At 34.8% G+C, this 18023-nt stretch carries 12 protein-coding genes and 1 tRNA gene; 6 read left to right on the forward strand and 7 right to left on the reverse strand.

What is annotated here, in order from left to right:
• Window position 1: 1 nt before the first annotated feature.
• The 3 genes from cpxA to thiI all read right to left on the reverse strand — a co-directional run bounded on the left by cpxA (window position 2) and on the right by thiI (window position 3701).
• Entirely contained in the window at window positions 2–1381 is a 1380-nt protein-coding gene (gene cpxA, locus J3U16_RS02070) for an envelope stress sensor histidine kinase CpxA (protein WP_267330038.1), read from the reverse strand.
• A gap of 25 nt (window positions 1382–1406) precedes the next feature.
• On the reverse strand, window positions 1407–2126 hold the full coding sequence (locus tag J3U16_RS02075) for a response regulator (RefSeq protein ID WP_267330037.1): 720 nt from the start codon (window positions 2124–2126) through the stop codon (window positions 1407–1409).
• Window positions 2127–2252: 126 nt separating this feature from the next.
• The gene (gene thiI / locus J3U16_RS02080) at window positions 2253–3701 is read right to left on the reverse strand and encodes a tRNA uracil 4-sulfurtransferase ThiI (protein WP_065734795.1); all 1449 of its coding nucleotides are present in this window, start codon (window positions 3699–3701) and stop codon (window positions 2253–2255) included.
• Window positions 3702–3876: 175 nt separating this feature from the next.
• Between thiI and secG the strand changes: the two genes are divergently transcribed.
• The 3 genes from secG (at window position 3877) to J3U16_RS02095 (ending at window position 5155) form a co-directional block, all read left to right on the forward strand.
• Window positions 3877–4263, forward strand: a complete 387-nt coding sequence (secG, locus tag J3U16_RS12080; protein WP_065734794.1) for a preprotein translocase subunit SecG — start codon at window positions 3877–3879, stop codon at window positions 4261–4263.
• Window positions 4264–4270: 7 nt separating this feature from the next.
• Window positions 4271–4356: transfer RNA gene (locus J3U16_RS02090), tRNA-Leu, on the forward strand.
• Between the two features lie 355 nt (window positions 4357–4711).
• Complete coding sequence (locus tag J3U16_RS02095; protein WP_267330036.1) at window positions 4712–5155, forward strand: hypothetical protein; 444 nt, start codon at window positions 4712–4714, stop codon at window positions 5153–5155.
• A 365-nt stretch (window positions 5156–5520) separates the two neighbouring features.
• Here J3U16_RS02095 and mukB read toward each other — a convergent pair whose 3' ends face one another.
• The 3 genes from mukB to mukF are packed head-to-tail and all read right to left on the reverse strand — an operon-like array spanning window position 5521 to window position 12033.
• On the reverse strand, window positions 5521–9939 hold the full coding sequence (gene mukB / locus J3U16_RS02100) for a chromosome partition protein MukB (protein WP_416380740.1): 4419 nt from the start codon (window positions 9937–9939) through the stop codon (window positions 5521–5523).
• 2 nt (window positions 9940–9941) lie between these two features.
• Entirely contained in the window at window positions 9942–10667 is a 726-nt protein-coding gene (gene mukE, locus J3U16_RS02105) for a chromosome partition protein MukE (RefSeq protein WP_065562474.1), read from the reverse strand.
• Window positions 10668–10710: 43 nt separating this feature from the next.
• Window positions 10711–12033 carry a chromosome partition protein MukF gene (gene mukF / locus J3U16_RS02110; protein ID WP_065562362.1) on the reverse strand — a complete coding sequence of 441 codons (1323 nt, stop codon included), beginning with the start codon at window positions 12031–12033 and terminating at the stop codon, window positions 10711–10713.
• Window positions 12034–12325: 292 nt separating this feature from the next.
• On the opposite strand from mukF, the gene J3U16_RS02115 reads away from it, so the two are divergent.
• Window positions 12326–13051, forward strand: a complete 726-nt coding sequence (locus tag J3U16_RS02115) for a DUF4198 domain-containing protein (RefSeq protein WP_065734784.1) — start codon at window positions 12326–12328, stop codon at window positions 13049–13051.
• 49 nt (window positions 13052–13100) lie between these two features.
• Here the strand turns inward: J3U16_RS02115 and J3U16_RS02120 are convergent, their stop codons facing one another.
• On the reverse strand, window positions 13101–14489 hold the full coding sequence (locus J3U16_RS02120; RefSeq protein ID WP_065734783.1) for an MFS transporter: 1389 nt from the start codon (window positions 14487–14489) through the stop codon (window positions 13101–13103).
• Between the two features lie 559 nt (window positions 14490–15048).
• On the opposite strand from J3U16_RS02120, the gene pntA reads away from it, so the two are divergent.
• Both pntA and pntB read left to right on the forward strand, forming a co-directional pair.
• Entirely contained in the window at window positions 15049–16581 is a 1533-nt protein-coding gene (pntA, locus tag J3U16_RS02125; protein ID WP_065734782.1) for a Re/Si-specific NAD(P)(+) transhydrogenase subunit alpha, read from the forward strand.
• A 15-nt stretch (window positions 16582–16596) separates the two neighbouring features.
• Window positions 16597–17991 (forward strand): Re/Si-specific NAD(P)(+) transhydrogenase subunit beta, encoded by a 1395-nt coding sequence (pntB, locus tag J3U16_RS02130; protein WP_065562366.1) that lies wholly within the window; start codon window positions 16597–16599, stop codon window positions 17989–17991.
• The last annotated feature ends 32 nt before the right edge of the window (window positions 17992–18023 follow it).

Consider the following 18023-nt stretch of genomic DNA (forward strand, 5'->3'; position numbering starts at 1 on the left):
GTTAATATTTTTGAAGAGGTAATACTATCACAATTCTAAGTCCACCTAAGTGGCTTTTCTCTGCTTTAACAGTGCCATTATCTCGAGTAATAGCGTTAGAAACAATGGCTAAACCTAAACCTGTGCCACCTGACTCACGATCACGAGCTTCATTAGTACGATAAAACGGTCTGAATATTTGCTCTAACTCACTATCAGCAACACCTGGCCCATCATCATCAATAGTGATAATTGCAGTTTGTTGTTGAATAACAAAATTAACATCAATTCGCTGATTTGAATAACGAAATGCATTCCTTACTACATTTTCAAGCGCGCTACATAACGCCGTTGGATAACACAAAATTGTATTATTAGTTGGGGGAGTAAGAATTGAAAATTGTTTTGAAATTTGATTAGCTTCAAAAGTCGCATTATCTAAAACATTTTTAAATAATTCATCTAACTGTTTATATTCACGAACTTCGTTATTATCATGCTGATTCCTTGCTAATGACAATAAATCACCAATCATTGAATCAAGCTTTATCGCTTCATCACTTATTCGTAAAACTTCGTTACTTTCACCTTGTTTACGACGTAGCAGTGAAGTTGCTAATTGCAATCGAGTTAATGGTGTCCGCAATTCGTGAGAAATATCAGAAAACAATTGTTGCTGTAACTCTTGCATCCTTTTCAACTCTCTAAGCATGCGGTTAAAACTTGCCCCCACTGCTTTATATTCATACGATCCAACTTTTTCGAGTTCAGGCCACTGTTGTAGATTACCTTTGGCTACTTGCTCAGCAGCCAACCGCAATCCACGTGCTGGCCTAGCAATACTCCAAGATAGCCACAACAAGAATGGTGTACTTGCCAACATGGTTAATGTCAAAAGCAAGAAAGGATGATCAAATATTAAATTAACAAATTGAGACTGAATATCCGATGCAGGTTGTAATAAAAATAATTGATAGTCTTCATTAGCATAATGAAGCAAGAAAGGACCAATAATTTCTTGGTTATCATAGATTTTCTTAGCTGGATCATCAACATCGTGGGATTTTTCACTAAAACTTTTTACTAAATCAATATTATTAGTATCTGCTGTGATAATTTGTTGATTGGGTGTAACAATAAATAATAGTTGCCCAGCCTTTTGATGATTATCCATTACAACAATGAATCTCATCCACCAACGGAAACTATCTTTAGGTATCTTGGTTAAATCTTTTTCGATTTCTTTAGCCAGTAGATTGCCACTTTCTTTATCTTTATTGGCTAAATAGGTTAAATTTCGGGAGTCTAGCTTTGGCAAGGCCATTACCAGAATAAGAAAGAAAGCAATAGTAAGTAAGAATATTGTGAAAATTCTAATTGTTAGGCGATCAAAGAACCACATATATTCTTACCATATAAAGAAATAGCTAGTTTTGTAATACATCATCATTTTGATCTACAACAAACAGATATCCTTTTGAACGTAATGTTTTAATCCATGGTAAACCATCGCTACGAGGAGGAAGTTTTTTACGCAAATTAGAAACATGAACATCAATTGAACGAGCTAAAGGTAAAAATTCTTTACCTAATACGTTTTCGCTTAGATCATCTCTTGAAATGATTTTTCCAGCATTTTCAAGAAGTTGCAATAATATTTGGAATTCAGTACCCGTTAATTCAATATATTTATCATCAAATGAAACAGATTGCTGTTTTCGATTAACGGTAAGTTTATCAATGGTATATTGAACTGACTTCTCACCAGAAGTTACAACCATATTATCCCAACGTTTCCTACGTAATAATGCGTTGATTCGAGCAATAAGCTCCCGATCATTAAACGGCTTTAAGATATAATCATCAGCACCAAGCTCAAGCCCAATAATTTTATCAAATTCGTTATCTTTAGCTGTTAAGAAAATTACTGGAACGGTATATTTATTTCTCAGTTGAGATAATACACTTAGCCCATTCATTTCTGGCATCATAATATCAAGTAATATTAGGTCAATGCTACTATCAAATTTATCTAAAGCCTGAACACCATTATTAGCTATTACGACTTCAAATCCTTCTAATTCTAATAATTCACATAACATTGAGGCAATTTCTGGATCATCATCAACTACGAGCAATTTGTTCATTACTACCCTCATTAATTAAGAAATTTATAACTTTTATATTGGTTTTTGATTATTGTAAATTTATTTTATATTTTTAAAAATATTATATAGATAAAATGAAAGAATGTCGTAAATAATTGTTAAGATTTATAGTTTAAACACTTTTATATTACTAAATCCTTGTTCAATAAGATAAAGTGCTTGTAATTTACTCATAATACCTTTAGCACAATACAATAAATATTGTTTTGATTGATCTAGATCGCCAAATTGCGTCGCCAATTTATAAAAAGGGATGAGCTTAACATCGACATTTTCAATTTCTAATGGGTTATCCTCTTGTTCCTCAGGTGAACGAATATCAATTATAATTTGATTCTCTTCTAATGTTGAAACCATATCGACTTGTGTAATTGTGTTGTCAGTCTGTTTAGCAATTTCACGAATATCAATATTTTCGGCTTCTTCAACTGCTTTATCTAATATAGAGAAATCAAAATGTTGTTCTTCCTCTTCTATTTTCTCTTTAACCGCTTTTACAGTAGGATTTTTTGATATCACACCACAAAATTCTGGCATTGTCTTAGCGATATCTTCAGTACCGATTTGACGAGCAAGGTTAATTATAGTTTCTTTATCATACGTTATTAGTGGACGTAAAACTAAAGTATCACTCACATTATCGATCAAACGTAAATTAGTTAAAGTTTGGCTTGATACTTGCCCCAATGCCTCGCCAGTAATCAACGCTTCAACATTATAACGTCGAGCAACCATTGAAGCAGCACGAATCATCATCCGTTTTAAAATAACGCCCATTTGCCCATCGTCAATTTTCTCAAGAATCTCACCTACTACATTCGAAAAATCAATGGCGATAAAACGAACTTTATGAGAAGAACCAAATCTCTTCCACAAATAATGAGCCATTTGTTTAACGCCAATTTCATGAGTTTTTCCACCTAAATTAAAGAAGCAATAGTGGACTCGGCAACCTCGTCTAATAAACATATAGCTCGACACACCAGAATCAAATCCGCCAGAAATAAGAGAAATAACATCTTCTTGAGTTCCTGTAGGAAAACCACCAATTCCTGCATGGCGCTCTTTAACTAATAATAGCTTATCTTTATCTATCTCAAGATTAACTGTTACATCCGGACGGGTTAATTTTACTTTAGCTGTCGAAACATGTTGATTTAGCCCACCACCAACATAACGCTCTACATCAATTGAAGTAAACTCATGCTTACCACGACGTTTTACTCTGACACAAAATGTTTTATTCTCAATTAAAGGGGCAAAATGATTAAACGCTTTTTCATATATATCATGCAGATCGACAAAACTAAGCTCCTCAACTACTAATATATGGTGAATACCAGGAATTCGAGTTAATAGTTCTAAGATTTGACTTTCACTATTTACAACTTTAGGGCGAACTTCAATAAAATCCCAATGACGAATAACTGCAACATCATCAATTGAATGTTTTAAAATATTACGGATGTTGCTCGTTAATATTTTAATAAAACGTAAACGAACAGATTCACTTTTGATCGTGATTTCAGGAAAAAGTTTAACTATAAATTTCATACAACAGAATTTGCGAGACTAAAAATGGCGACATTATACTTATTTTTCCCTAAAAACGTACAATTGATTATGATAAATACAGAAAATAACAAAATATACTTGCTTGTTGCTCACTCTTTCGCTAATATTTCGCATCAATAAATTCTGTTCTATAACATAAAATTGACAGGTTGAAATGTACGAACTATTAATTATAGGTTATTTAATTATCGCACTTGCGATAATCGTTTTAGTGTTAATACAGCGCGGAAAAGGTGCTGACATGGGCTCATCTTTTGGTGCGGGTGCATCTGCGACTCTATTTGGCTCATCAGGTAGTGGAAACTTCCTTACACGTACAACGACAATATTAGGTGTATTATTCTTTGCATTAAGTATTATTTTGTCTAATATTGGTAGCTCAAAAACAACTAATATCAGCGATGATTTCAAAAATGTTGGCGATAATACAACTACACAGCAAAGTACAGAAGACTCGAACAGTAATAGGCAAGTAATTCCAACTACTGATCCAGTTATACAGCCACAGAGTATTAATCCGACTTCAGATATTCCAGAATAAAAACGGCGCCGTGGTGGTGAAATTGGTAGACACGCTATCTTGAGGGGGTAGTGCTCTAAGGGCATGCGGGTTCAAGTCCCGCCCACGGCACCAATTCAATAATCAGTAACATTCTTTAAAATTCTTTAAACCACATCAAAACCTGAATAAACAAGGCTCAAAGCCTGTTTTACTATTCTGCAAGTATCAGTAAGTTACATTTATAACCACTTTTTAATTATATGTTTATTTATGTAAATCTTGTATAACTAAAAATTTTATAACGACAGAAAAACCGTCAAAAAAATAGTAATAAATAAAATAATTAGAAATACCCTTTGACTGAAATTGAAAGTCTACATATTGATAAGGTTTGATAGAAAATGAAAATTTCATTAATGCAAAGTTTAACATCTAGTTGATATTGAAGAATAATTCTCATATTATTATTCAAAAACAAAGGAATGTTATGAAAAATTTTATTCTTATAAGCATGGTTAGTCTAATTCTATTCGGTTGTGGTGAGAGTGATAATAAAGTTCTCAAAGAATATCTTGTGGGCGATTGGCAATGCACTGCGATATATGGTATAGGGCTAAATGTATCCCCAGAAGAAGAGCTTAAACATACCACTGAGCCTGAAGATTTTACAATGAAATATAGAATATTAGATGATAAGTTTTACGAAATTAAAAATGATGGAACAAAACAAACTATCGATGTCAACGGCTTTAACAGTACAGTAAATGAAATATGTTATGAATCAAATTGCACTCTGAAACAATCTTTAGAAATCAAGGATAACGACTCATTTAACATCATAATAACGAAACGCATAAAAAAACTCAATAATCACACAGATACTATTGATTTTAGATCTAAAATCGAATCAGTTTGTAATAGAATAAAATAAGTATCAGGAATAACACTTTAATTTGCTTATAGATATTTTAATATTTATTAGTAACAAATTTTGAGCAACTATTATTAATAGATAGGATACATACATTAGTGAAAAATTTGACCATTGGCTAATTATGCTGCATATGTTATTGTTCTGAAGTATTCATGAGGTTTAAAAGAGCCGCCACCCATTCACCAATTCAATATTCAGCAGGATTCTTTAAAATCCTGTAAAGCACATCAAAAAGAGTATAAATAGTTTGTAGCCTATTTTGTTATTTTAAACGAGGCAAATACCAATCATACTTTTTGATTAGATTGAACGCTACCATATATCGCCGACATAAAGTCGGCGAATTAGTTTGTTAAATTAAATTATGCAAAGCCTTTTAAACCAACCACATGAACATGTTCTTGGTTATTAATGACTTTACGTACTAATTTATACGTTGTGCCTTTTTCCGGACTGATATTTTCTGGCGCTGCAATAATAAGTTGCATTTCCAATCTTTCGCAAAGTTCAAAGAGCGTTGCAATTGATTTAGCATCAAGTCGGGCTGCTTCATCTAGGAATAATAAACGACAAGGTGATATGTCTTTATTACGCAAGCGTTTAGATTCTTCTTCCCAACTTTGAATCACCATCAATAGGATCGACATACCTGTACCGATTGCTTCACCTGTTGATAATGCACCACTTTCAGCACGTAACCAGCCATCAGCGCCACGATTAACTTCAACATCCATTTCCAGATAGTTTCGATAATCAAGCAATTCTTCACCTATATTTTGCGCAGTTCGCTGCCCCATATCAATATGAGGATTCAAGCGTTGATAAAGTTTAGCTAATGCTTCTGAGAAAGTAATACGATTATTACTAAACAGATCTTGATGCTCGTTTTGATCATCAGCTAATGCTGCTAATAATGAAGAGTGAGCTTCCCGGATACTAACATTAAGACGTACACCATTTACCTGACCAAATGCCACCGCTTGCAGACCTTGATTAAGCATACGAATACGGTTTTGCTCTCGTTGAATAGTTTTACGAATAATATTAGCCACACTTTTTGAGCTAATTGCCAATTGCTGTTCACGTGAGGTAAGTTCTTCAGTTAATCGTGATAACTCAATTTCCATTTGCTCAATAGCTTCAATTGGGTCATCCGTTTTAACAATATCTTGACGAATTCGTTCACGAAGATGTTTATAAACCGCAATATAAAATTGTATTTTACGTTCTGGTCGTTTTGGATCTTCGGATAATCTTAATACATCACGTAAATGTTCATTATCATTTACTGCTAGACGCAATGAACCGAGTGCCTTATCTGACATAGAGCGCAATTCATCAGCACTTAGATAAGCTAATTCTCGACGATGTAACCTTCGTTCAACGCTATTTTCTTTAACTAATCGTAAAACTAAACACCACCCTGCTTTCGCTTCCACAACTTGTTCACGTAATTGTTTATAATCACGTAGTGTTTGTGCTAAACGTTTTTGCATTTGTGTCATTTCGCTTTCGCACATAATAAGTTGTTTTTCAAGCGATGTGCATTGTTGGCGATTACTGTTAAGTTTTTGATGAATTTCATCACGACGAATACGTGCTCGTTCTTCGGTTGCTGCATCTGCTTTAACACCTATTTGTTCAACCTCTTTATGCAACTCATTGAGCATGTCACGTTTAGTTTCAAATGCACTTTTCAAAGAAGCAAGAGTTTGATTATATTGATTGTATTTATCTTGATACTGTTGCATCTGGCTACGTGCTTCAGTACGCTGTGCTTCAACCACCTCAAGTCGAGAACGTAGTTTTTCATTCAAATCACTATTTTCATTTAGCATTCCAGCCGAATCTTCATAGCTAAAATGCGCACGGCGTTGCATGACTTCGGTTAAGGCAAAAACTTGTTGACGAATAGTTTGTTGCTGAGCTTTGATAGTATTATATTGCTCACGTAGTGATTCATTCTGTTCAGGATCACTTTGTAACACAGCAATAATTGGTTCTAATTCCGAAACAGTATGACGATGACGACTCACATATTGCGCAGCTTCTTGCGCTTCAGCCACTTGTTCACGTAAATCATCAACTCGATCGGCTAAATCATCATCAGCCAATAAATGCATCTGAGCAACTAATCGATTAACTGTAGCTAGCTGCTCTTTACAAATTGCCACTTGCTGTTGGTTTTGTTTATCAATGCTTTCTTGTGCTAATAATTGGCGTTCAATTTCATTGCGTCGTGTTGTTAGTTTTTGTACTTCGGCTTCTGGATCGATATCAAAAGCTACAGATAAATATTCACCAATAAACTGCCCAACATTTTGCTCAATACGTTGCAATTTTTGGAGGTCAAACGAAATTGTTGCATAAAGTTCATGTAGCTCATCACGTTCAGCTGATAATTTCTCAAGATGTATTTCACGTGCAGCTCGACCAAACAAAGGAACTTTAGGAAAACTTGAGAAACGCCATTGACGATCACCTGTTTTAACAAGAACCGATTTATTCATCTCTTCACAATCAAATACGCTATCATCAAATGATGATGGATCACCTTCGATAAAATAGATATCTTCAGGATAATCTTCTTCACTGCTAGTAAGGCTTTCGAGTTGTGCTTTGACTAATGATAAATCCGGTACCACAATGGCTTGCCTTGACGGACCATACAATGCTGAAAAATAAGGTGCATCATCAATTGTTACATCTTCATAAATTTCAGAAAGTAAAACACCATTGAATCGTTCAGCTAAAACAGATAAACGTCCGTCATCAACACCACTTGGTTGATTAAGTTGTTCTATTTGCGTATCAAGTTGATTTCGTTTGAAGTTTATTTGATCACGCTGAGTAACAAAAGCACGTTCCTGTTCAAGCAGTTGTTGCATATGCTGAGTAACTGATTGACTATTAGTAAAAGTTTGTTGTGTTTGTTCTTGCAATGCTATAAGTGCATCTTGAGCTTTTAACCATAATGGGGCTTTTTGACGATAGTCACTTATTTTTGTTTGTATTTGCTCAAATTCTTGCCTAAATTCAATTCGTTTTTCACTTGATTCGTTAGCAAGCTCGGCATTTTGATCCAATTGAACTTCAAGTTCTTGTTTTAATTCATCAAGTTCATCATAATTAATTTGACGACCAAAACGCTTACAGAATTGAGTTAGTAATGATTCAGCTTCTTTTTGTTCAAAAAAGCGTTGTTCTAATTCATCTAATTGTAGCTGTAAATGTTCTGCTTGCTCAGCTTGATAACATTGTGAAGGCCATTGTTTTAATGCTTCTCTAGCAGCACTCCATGCTTCACTTCGTACTACATCGCCAACCAATTTAACAACTAGTTGATACGCTCTATCAAATTGACTTATTGCAGCATCAGATACACTAACTCTCTGTTCCAATTCTAATAATTTTTCAGTAACTTCTTTTTGTTTTTCTTGAAAAACTTCATAGTGATTTTCAACATTGCTTATACCTAATTTAGGCAATTGGCATAGTTGTTGGGCATTTTTCAGTGCTTGAATTGCTTGCTGATATTGAATAGCTCGAGTTTGTTGTACATCCAAAGCTTGTTGATAATCTGCCAATTGAGTTTTAATCTCATCAACTTCTTGTTCTGTCTGTTCAACTTGATCTCGGTAAGTTTGATACTGTTCATTTGCTTCAAATACAACTTCATTTTGCTCTTCAAGTTTTATATTAAGATCATCTAAATCTGCTTGATAGCGGTCAATTTTTTCTTGTTGACGCAAAGCAGTTTGTGCAAGATTAAGATGATCATTTGCTGCCTGAAGGTCGGTCTCTAAATCGCCTTGAGCATCTTGATATTCTTTAAGCTCTTTTGCCATCTCAACTTGTCGATACTGATTACTGATAAGCAGATCTTGCGTTTTGAACATATCTCGACGTAGTCCTAAAACGGACTCGATATGAACTCTACGCTCATTAGCATGACGCATATAATCAGCAGCCACATAATTTGTAGATTCAGTAATGAGATGTTTGAATAAATCACGATCTGATTGTGTAACTCGAATAGCTTCAAGTGTCATCCGATTTTCACGAAGTGCTGCTTCCATATCTTGGAATGCTTTTCTAACACCACTATTTTCTGGTAATAAATAATCACGTAATGATCGGGTGATAGCACTAGAAATCCCACCATAAAGAGAAGCTTCAATTAAACGATAATATTTACTTCGATCAGATGAAGAACGTAACCTTTTAGGTAAAATACCAAAATCAAACATGACTGAATGATAATCAGTAATGGAATTAAATTGCTTAAAGATAACCCCTTCCATTGATTCAATCTTATCTTTTAATTCTGGTAAAGATAAAATTCTAGCCTGTTTTTCATTTAAGCGCTCTGTTACTAATTCTGTTGGAGTAATATTGACAGGCAAACCTTGTATTAAAAAAGGTTTAATATCAACTTTTTTATCACGACCAGCAACCTGCTGCAAACGCACACCACAGATAATCCGTTGATTACGAGAATTAATTACATCCAGCATCGAGTAACACACGCCTGGCTTTAATTTACCATGTAAACCTTTATCTCTAGAACCCGAAGTTGCTCCAGCTTCAGTTGTATTTCTAAAATGTAATAAGGTTAAATCTGGGATTAATGCAGTGACAAATGCTGCCATAGTGGTTGATTTACCAGCACCATTACCACCAGAAAGTGTGGTGACAAGCTGATCAAGCTCAAACGTTCGAGCAAAAAAACCGTTCCAATTAATTAAGGTTAATGAGTGAAATTTACCGTGTCCCATTATCATTATTCAATCTCCTCATTAACATCTTCATCATCACTATTATCATCATCTAATATAAGTGATGATTCAATTTTAATCGCTTCACCATCGCGAATCAGGCGTAATTGTGCTTCTTGAGCATCATCACTGCTACGCACATCAGCTCCGAATCGGAATATAGATTCATTAATACGAAAACGGCTACTATCATTACCTACAATAAAGAAGATCATACCAAGTCGACGTAATCGATTTAATGCAGTTTTTACTTTATCAAATAATTTTTGGCGATCTAAATCCGAGCCTGTAGAACGCTGATTGACTAGTTTCAATAATTTACTTTCATCCGCTAATGAAACAAGCTCATCAAAAAGTTCTTGTAAGGTAAAAATGCCTTCATGTGCTAATCGCTCTGGACTTAAATAGAGATAACAAAGCACTTTACCGACTAACATATCAAGTTCAGATAATACTGAACGTGGAATCAGAGTAGTTGAACGAGGACGAAGATAGAAAAATCCTTCCGGTGCGCGAATAAGCTCAACATTATAACGCTGATAAAACTGTTCAAGCTCAAGTTGGAAATCCATTAAAAAAGCATGATTATCAAGCTCATCGATACCAATATGACGACCTGACCTTAATAGACTGTCAAGTTCCGGAAATATTGGATTGGCAATAGCTTGAGCTAATTTTACCGGCATAAACTTATCTATCGACGCTTGAGAGCTTGCTGCAATACGCCCCATAACCTCATCAAGATGATGGGAAGTTTGTTCTATTTCTAAATCATTAATATCTGTTGATGACATGTGCTTGTACCTTAGCTCCATAATCGTTAATAGGTTTCCATTCGGCTGGGATACCGAGTAAATCGCCTTCGGCAACACCTAATCGAATAGCCTGATCAATAAACAGTCTTGCAATATCAAAATGTTGTTCACGTGGGAACTGTGCTAAATAGCTATGAATTGCATTACTCATATCAAGTGGTTTATTTTCTTGTTTAAAGATCAATAAATTTTGTTCTATATGCGAAATAATATGTTCTTGAATTTCTTCAATCATTTCAAACTCAAGCTCGGATGGTAATTCACCCGTCACTTCTGCTTCATGCAGTGCTAACTCTTCATCACGCATATCAAGTAAACGCTCAGCATTAGCAAAAGTGAGTGACCATGGTAAATCAAAATAGCTTTGAATCGATTTACGTAATCGCTGAGAAAAAACTCGATTCTTATCTAAATCGATTGCTGTACGAATAAATTTATGAACGTGTCTATCATAACCAATCCATAGGTCTATTGCTTTTTGTCCCCAGCCAATAATTCGGTCTAGTTTTCCTTGCAGATCCATAACAACATTGTTAATTTTATCAAGATCTGGATTATCTAATGTGGCATCTTGTATCAGAAGCAAACTGGCTTGTAGCTTATCACCTGCTGCTGCCAACGTATCTTGCAACTCACGCAATGTTTGTGATGTTTCGGTAAGTAAACCTTCACAACTACTGATGGCTGCTTGCCAATCTTGACTTAACAATGCTGAAATATTTTGTTTAACTTCAGCTTGTTGTTCATCCATTACTCTCTGAGTGATATCAATACTGTCAAAAATTTCTGCAACAGAATATTTCAATGGAGCAAAAACATTTCGATGCCAATGTAAATCATCGCCACCTTCAAGAGCCGCATCTGCTGCACGCTTTAATTCTTGTGCAACAATAGAAAGCTGAATAGATAAGCGTAAAGTCGAAAATTCTCGTTGGCGTATATAGTAATCAGAAATGCCGATTCCTAGTGGAGTCAAACGATAAATAGAATAACCATCGGTCATTTCGCTAGCAAAGCGAGTAATTAAACGTTGGCGCACTAGATCATTAATGGCATTGTTAGCTCGAACAGTAATAGTATCTTCACTTTGCTCAAAGATCTGAGAGACATGTCTGAATCCGTCAATTAATTCAGATTCAGTCATTTCGCCATCAAAGCGCTCACTGTTTAATACAGCAATTGCTAATAAAAAGGCTAATCGCTCAACAGGTAGAGCAATCGAAAAATCATTCTTTTTTGCCCAAGAGACCAGTTCTGGCACTGATTGGGAAAAATCCATCATAGTGATTCCTTAATTAAAGATGCACGCGACATCTTAAAATAATATGAGAAACACAATATATTGTGTTATGGACAAAATTTTATCGATTATATAACAAATTGTAGTAGTTAAAAATAGCTAAGTTTAGGATTTATTATTAGATGTGATAACCAATATTTAATTTTCTTAAATAAACTTGTTACCAAGACAAAAAAGACCAATTTATTAGCCAATTAACTTTATATTTAAATTGACTTATATAAATATAAAAATGATAATAATTATCGTTTTCATTTAAAATATTGAGGTATCTATGCGTAAAGTATTATTATCAGTTTTATTGGGGACTTTAATGGGTTTAATTTCACAATCCGTGACAGCTCATGGTATATGGATTACTGATCGAGTCGATCAAAAGCAGATTATTTTAGGTGAAGGACCTTTAGATAATGGCTATCAACCTGAAATGGTAAAAAAAGTTAAAGCTTATAATAGTGATTGGTCGGTACTATCCGTTTCAAAAACAGCACATAATAACTTTGTGACCATCGAACCTGCAAAAGATACAGCTGTAGTAACTGTTGATTTTGATTATGGTTATTGGACCAAAAATTCGGATGGTAAATACGTTAATTTGCCGATGAATCAAGTTAAAGGTGCAGATAAGGGCACTCATGCCATAAAATATAGTGTCAACTATTTATCATCCGTTAACAAACCCAAAATAATAGAAGATATTCCACTACAAATTGTTCCTTCTATTGACCCAACAAAATTAAAACGAGGCGACAATTTACCGATAACCGTTTTCAAAGATGGTAAACCACTAACCAATACACCTGTCATCATCGATGTTGTAAATAATTTAGACAAAACAGTGAAAACTGATGATAAAGGCCAGGCTACTATTATTGTACCAAATCAAGGTTTAAACGTTATAGGTGTTGAAATTGGTTTCCCGCTTAAAGATAGTCAATTAGCTACCCAAGACAAATTTTTTACTACATTAGTTTTTACATTAATTCCTGAAGAAGATTAATTTATATATAAAAAACGGGATCATTATCCCGTTTTTTATAATTATCTTTTTAAACTTCAGCACTAATCGGACGAGGTATAAGAAAACTACAAAATAGAGCTAACACCGTAATGATTAAACCTAACAACATACCATTAAAGTAACCATCAATTGTGTTTCCATTTATCATCTGAATTGCTGGCAATAAAGCAAAACTCAAACCAGCACCTAAATTAAATGCCCCTGCATTCATACCAGGTAAAAATCCTGGATTATCAGTAGGAGATAAGACGATACCTAATCCATTTAAAATGATATTAGCCATTCCAGCATAAAAAATACCTAAAACAATCACGCCAACCGATAAAATAGGTAAAGAATGAATGCCATAAAACATAATAACCAAAATACCAATAATACAACCCACTAAACCTAATTTGAGCACTTTATTATAGCCCATTATTGGTGCCAATCTTCCTGAAAATGGCCCAACAAACCAACCAATTAAAGCATAAGGCGTGAGAAAAATTAATGATGCCCAATCTGCGTCTAACCCAAAACCTATTTCATGATTTTGGGCAATTGACATCACTAAACCATTAACGATGGCAAAAATCCCAGTCATGGTTAATGTGGTTGTTAATAACAACGCCCAGGTGGCACGTTTTTTCAAATGATTGATTGTGACTAAAGGTTGCTTACTTCTTTTTTCTACATTCCAAAATAAAATAAAACATAAAAAAGCCAATAAACTTAAACCACTAACAATCAGCCAATTAGCATTGTCAAGTTTACCGGCTTCATTAAGTGCAAGTAATAACGCAGCTATTGTTAAAACAATTAACAAAACGCCTAACCAATCCATCTTGGTACCTTTAGAGGGCTGAGATTCTGACGCAAAACGATGAACAAAAAAAGTCGAAATTGCTGCAACAATAGCTATAATCCAAAATACAGACCGGAAACCAAAATGCGTAGCAAGTAAACCTCCCGCAATAGCATCAACACCAGCAATACCACCATTTACTGCTGTTATGATACCCATTAACATACCATATTGCTTAACGTCTTTTACTTCAAAACTTAACATTAACAAACATAATGGAACCACTGGCCCTGATACACCTTGAATAATGCGAGCAACATACAAAACTTCAATATTCGGCGCAATGGCAGCAATGACTGTACCTAAAGTCATTATAATCAACATGGCTGTTAATACTTTTTTTCGCCCTTTTATATCACTTAATCGGGGCAAGAATAGTGAAAATAGTGCAGCTGCTGTAAAAAAAGAAGTTTGAGATAGTCCGACAGCTGCATCATTAGTTCCTAATTCTTTCGCTATAGTAACTAACACTGGGCTTAACATACTTGCATTGAGTTGGAAAGCAACACATGCAGCAAGCAAAGCAACCATTAAAGCCAAGATATTATTTTTTTTCTGGCTTAGATCTGCCATATATTTACCTCATTAAATGTTTTAATTGATCGGCATTTGAATATCATTAGTAACTATACTCAAATGAGATGATTCTTTATTTGTATCTATTTGATATATAATTAAATATCAATAATTTTATTTTCTCACGTATAAAACCAATAAAAGGTTATTATCAGAGATCGTGCTGTCGTTGATGTTTTCAGCTGACTATGAAATATTAATTAAAGTTCAAATTAACCTTGTTGAATTATCAGATAATTGCAAAACTTAGTCTGATAACTCACTCACCAATTGAAATATCTAATTAATATTTAACCATAGGTAGAAAAAACAATTTTTTTTGGCAAACAGAGGTGTTCTTAATGGCGATTAAGATAGTTCACTTTTAAAACAAACTATTCACACTGATTACAAGAGAAATATTCTAATTTCAATTCTCAGATTTAAAATCCACTTATTATTAAATTTAATATTAAGATTTCGATAATAAAAAATAAATTACCTACTCGCACTGTCGCTAATTTGTGCTAAAATCGGGAGACATGAATAATCTTTTTTAACATAAGGATGTAACGTAATGCATATCGGTATACCAAAAGAACGGTTAGCCAATGAAGCTAGGGTTGCAGCAACACCTCAAACTGTTGGACAACTATTAAAACTTGGATTTACAGTTTCAGTAGAACAAGGTGCTGGACACGCTGCTCATTTTGAAGACCAAGCTTTTATTGATGCTGGGGCCACTATTCAAAACACAAAGGATATTTGGCAAAATGATCTTATTTTAAAATTTCACGCGCCAACTGATGATGAAATCGCTCTGATGAAAGAGGGATTAACACTCATTAGTTATATTTATCCAGCTCAACATAAAGAGCTTTTAGAAAAACTTGCCACTAAAAATATTACTGTAATGGCAATGGATTGTGTGCCTCGTATTTCACGAGCTCAATCACTAGATGCATTAAGTTCTATGTCTAACATTGCAGGTTATCGCTCTGTTATTGAAGCTGCGAACCAATTTGGTCGATTTTTTACCGGTCAAGTCACTGCTGCAGGTAAAGTACCACCAGCAAAAGTATTGGTAATCGGTGCTGGTGTTGCTGGTCTTGCAGCAATTGGTGCAGCAGTTAGTTTAGGTGCTATTGTTCGTGCATTTGATACACGTCCAGAAGTTGCTGAACAAATCAATAGTATGGGTGCTGACTTTTTAGAATTAGATTTCGAAGAGGAAGCTGGTTCTGGAGATGGCTACGCAAAACAAATGTCTGCAGCCTTTATTGAAGCTGAAATGGCTTTATTTGCTGAACAAGCAAAAGATGTTGATATTATTATCACTACAGCATTAATTCCAGGTAAACCTGCGCCAAAACTTATCTCTAAAGAGATGGTTGAGTCAATGAAACCAGGTAGTGTTATTGTTGATTTAGCAGCCTTAACTGGTGGCAACTGCGAATTAACCAAACCGGGTGAAGTATTCGAAACAGATAATAATGTTAAAATAGTTGGTTACACAGATTTAGCTAACCGAATGCCGGCACAAGCATCACAACTTTATGGAACTAACATTGTTAACTTATTAAAATTACTCGCCAAAGAAAAAGATGGTAACATCGACATTAATTTTGACGATGTTGTGATTCGTGGCGTAACTGTCGTTAAAGATAAAGAAATAACATGGCCAGCTCCACCAATTCAAGTTTCTGCACAACCACAGAAAAAAGCGGTTGAACCTATAGCCAAACCAGAACCAACACCAATGCAACCTGCAAAAAAATTTGGCATTTTAGCTTTATTGATTATTGCTTATTTCTGGTTAGCTAATGTGGTTCCTGAAACCTTTTTAGGACACTTCACTGTATTTGCTTTGTCTTGTGTAGTAGGGTATTACGTAGTATGGAATGTAACTCATTCATTACATACACCATTAATGTCAGTTACTAATGCTATCTCTGGTATCATATTAGTAGGTGCAATACTGCAAGTCGGTGATGATAATGGCTTAACTACGGCAATTGCCTTTGTTGCTATTTTAATTGCTAGTATCAATATTTTTGGTGGATTTTTTGTTACACAAAGAATGCTAAAAATGTTTCAACGTGGCAAGTAAAGGAGATTATTGATAATGTTTAGTCATGGAATAATTCAAGCAGCCTATGTTCTTGCTGCATTACTTTTTATATTTAGTTTACGAGGACTATCAAATCAAGAATCAGCCAAATCTGGAAACATTTATGGCATGGTTGGTATGGTAATTGCACTTATTGCTGCTATTGCAAGTATTAAAGGCGGACTACACTGGATCATTATTGCTATGGTCATTGGTGCAGCTATTGGTCTTTATCTTGCTAAAAAAGTAGAAATGACACAAATGCCAGAGCTTGTTGCACTACTCCACAGTTTCGTTGGTATGGCCGCAGTTCTCGTTGGTTTCAATAGCTTCTTAGATTCTAATATTATGGTTTTCACTGGCAGTGAACTTACTGTACATTTAGTAGAAATTTTTATTGGTATCTTTATTGGTGCAGTTACTTTTTCTGGCTCAGTCGTTGCATTTGGAAAACTAAATGGCCGCATTAGCTCTAAACCACTTTCTATTCCTTATAAACACTACTGGAACTTAGCGGCAATCGTTGTTTCAGTAATTTTGATGTTTACTTTTATTGGTGTGAAAAGTGGCGCAGGCGCACTTGTTAGTCTACTTGTTATGACTATCATCGCATTAGTATTTGGCTTCCATCTTGTGGCATCAATTGGTGGTGCAGACATGCCAGTAGTTATTTCAATGCTTAACTCATATTCTGGATGGGCAGCAGCTGCAGCAGGATTTATGTTAGGTAATGATTTACTTATTGTAACCGGTGCTTTAGTTGGTTCTTCAGGGGCAATTCTTTCTTACATCATGTGTAAAGCAATGAATCGCTCATTCATCAGCGTCATTGCCGGTGGTTTTGGTAGCGATGGTAGCGCATCAAGCTCTTCAGAAGAAGAACAAGGTGAATACCGTGAAATGCAGCCAGCAGAAGTTGCTCAAACATTAAAAGAAGCACGTTCAGTTATTATCGTACCAGGTTATGGTATGGCTGTTGCTCAAGCACAAGGTGCTGTAAGCAATATTACTGAAAAGCTTCGTGGTATGGGTATAGAAGTCCGTTTTGGTATTCACCCAGTTGCAGGGCGTTTACCTGGTCATATGAATGTATTATTAGCCGAAGCAAAAGTACCTTACGATATTGTATTAGAAATGGATGAAATCAATGATGACTTCCCTGATACAGATGTTGTTTGGGTAATCGGTGCAAATGATACAGTTAACCCGGCAGCGGAAGAAGATCCAAACAGCCCTATCGCAGGTATGCCTGTTCTTGAAGTTTGGAAAGCAAAAACGGTTATTATATCCAAACGCTCAATGAATACCGGATATGCAGGCGTTCAAAATCCACTATTCTTTAAAGAAAATAGTTATATGCTATTTGGTGATGCCAAAGATAGTGTTGAAAAAGTTTTACAAAATCTTTAATGACGATTAGTCTTTAGTAGATACAAAATATT

Origin of the sequence: Gilliamella sp. B3023 (genome assembly GCF_026536845.1) — a bacterium.
Lineage (GTDB): Bacteria > Pseudomonadota > Gammaproteobacteria > Enterobacterales > Orbaceae > Gilliamella > Gilliamella apicola_E.

Excerpts from the sequence above, each read along its gene's own strand:
- cpxA (WP_267330038.1), bottom strand. The coding sequence starts at position 1,381 with ATGTGGTTCTTTGATCGCCTAACAATTAGAATTTTCACAATATTCTTA.
- J3U16_RS02075 (WP_267330037.1), bottom strand. The coding sequence starts at position 2,126 with ATGAACAAATTGCTCGTAGTTGATGATGATCCAGAAATTGCCTCAATG.
- thiI (WP_065734795.1), bottom strand. The coding sequence starts at position 3,701 with ATGAAATTTATAGTTAAACTTTTTCCTGAAATCACGATCAAAAGTGAA.
- secG (WP_065734794.1), top strand. The coding sequence starts at position 3,877 with ATGTACGAACTATTAATTATAGGTTATTTAATTATCGCACTTGCGATA.
- J3U16_RS02095 (WP_267330036.1), top strand. The coding sequence starts at position 4,712 with ATGAAAAATTTTATTCTTATAAGCATGGTTAGTCTAATTCTATTCGGT.
- mukE (WP_065562474.1), bottom strand. The coding sequence starts at position 10,667 with ATGGGGCGTATTGCAGCAAGCTCTCAAGCGTCGATAGATAAGTTTATG.
- mukF (WP_065562362.1), bottom strand. The coding sequence starts at position 12,033 with ATGATGGATTTTTCCCAATCAGTGCCAGAACTGGTCTCTTGGGCAAAA.
- J3U16_RS02115 (WP_065734784.1), top strand. The coding sequence starts at position 12,326 with ATGCGTAAAGTATTATTATCAGTTTTATTGGGGACTTTAATGGGTTTA.
- J3U16_RS02120 (WP_065734783.1), bottom strand. The coding sequence starts at position 14,489 with ATGGCAGATCTAAGCCAGAAAAAAAATAATATCTTGGCTTTAATGGTT.
- pntA (WP_065734782.1), top strand. The coding sequence starts at position 15,049 with ATGCATATCGGTATACCAAAAGAACGGTTAGCCAATGAAGCTAGGGTT.
- pntB (WP_065562366.1), top strand. The coding sequence starts at position 16,597 with ATGTTTAGTCATGGAATAATTCAAGCAGCCTATGTTCTTGCTGCATTA.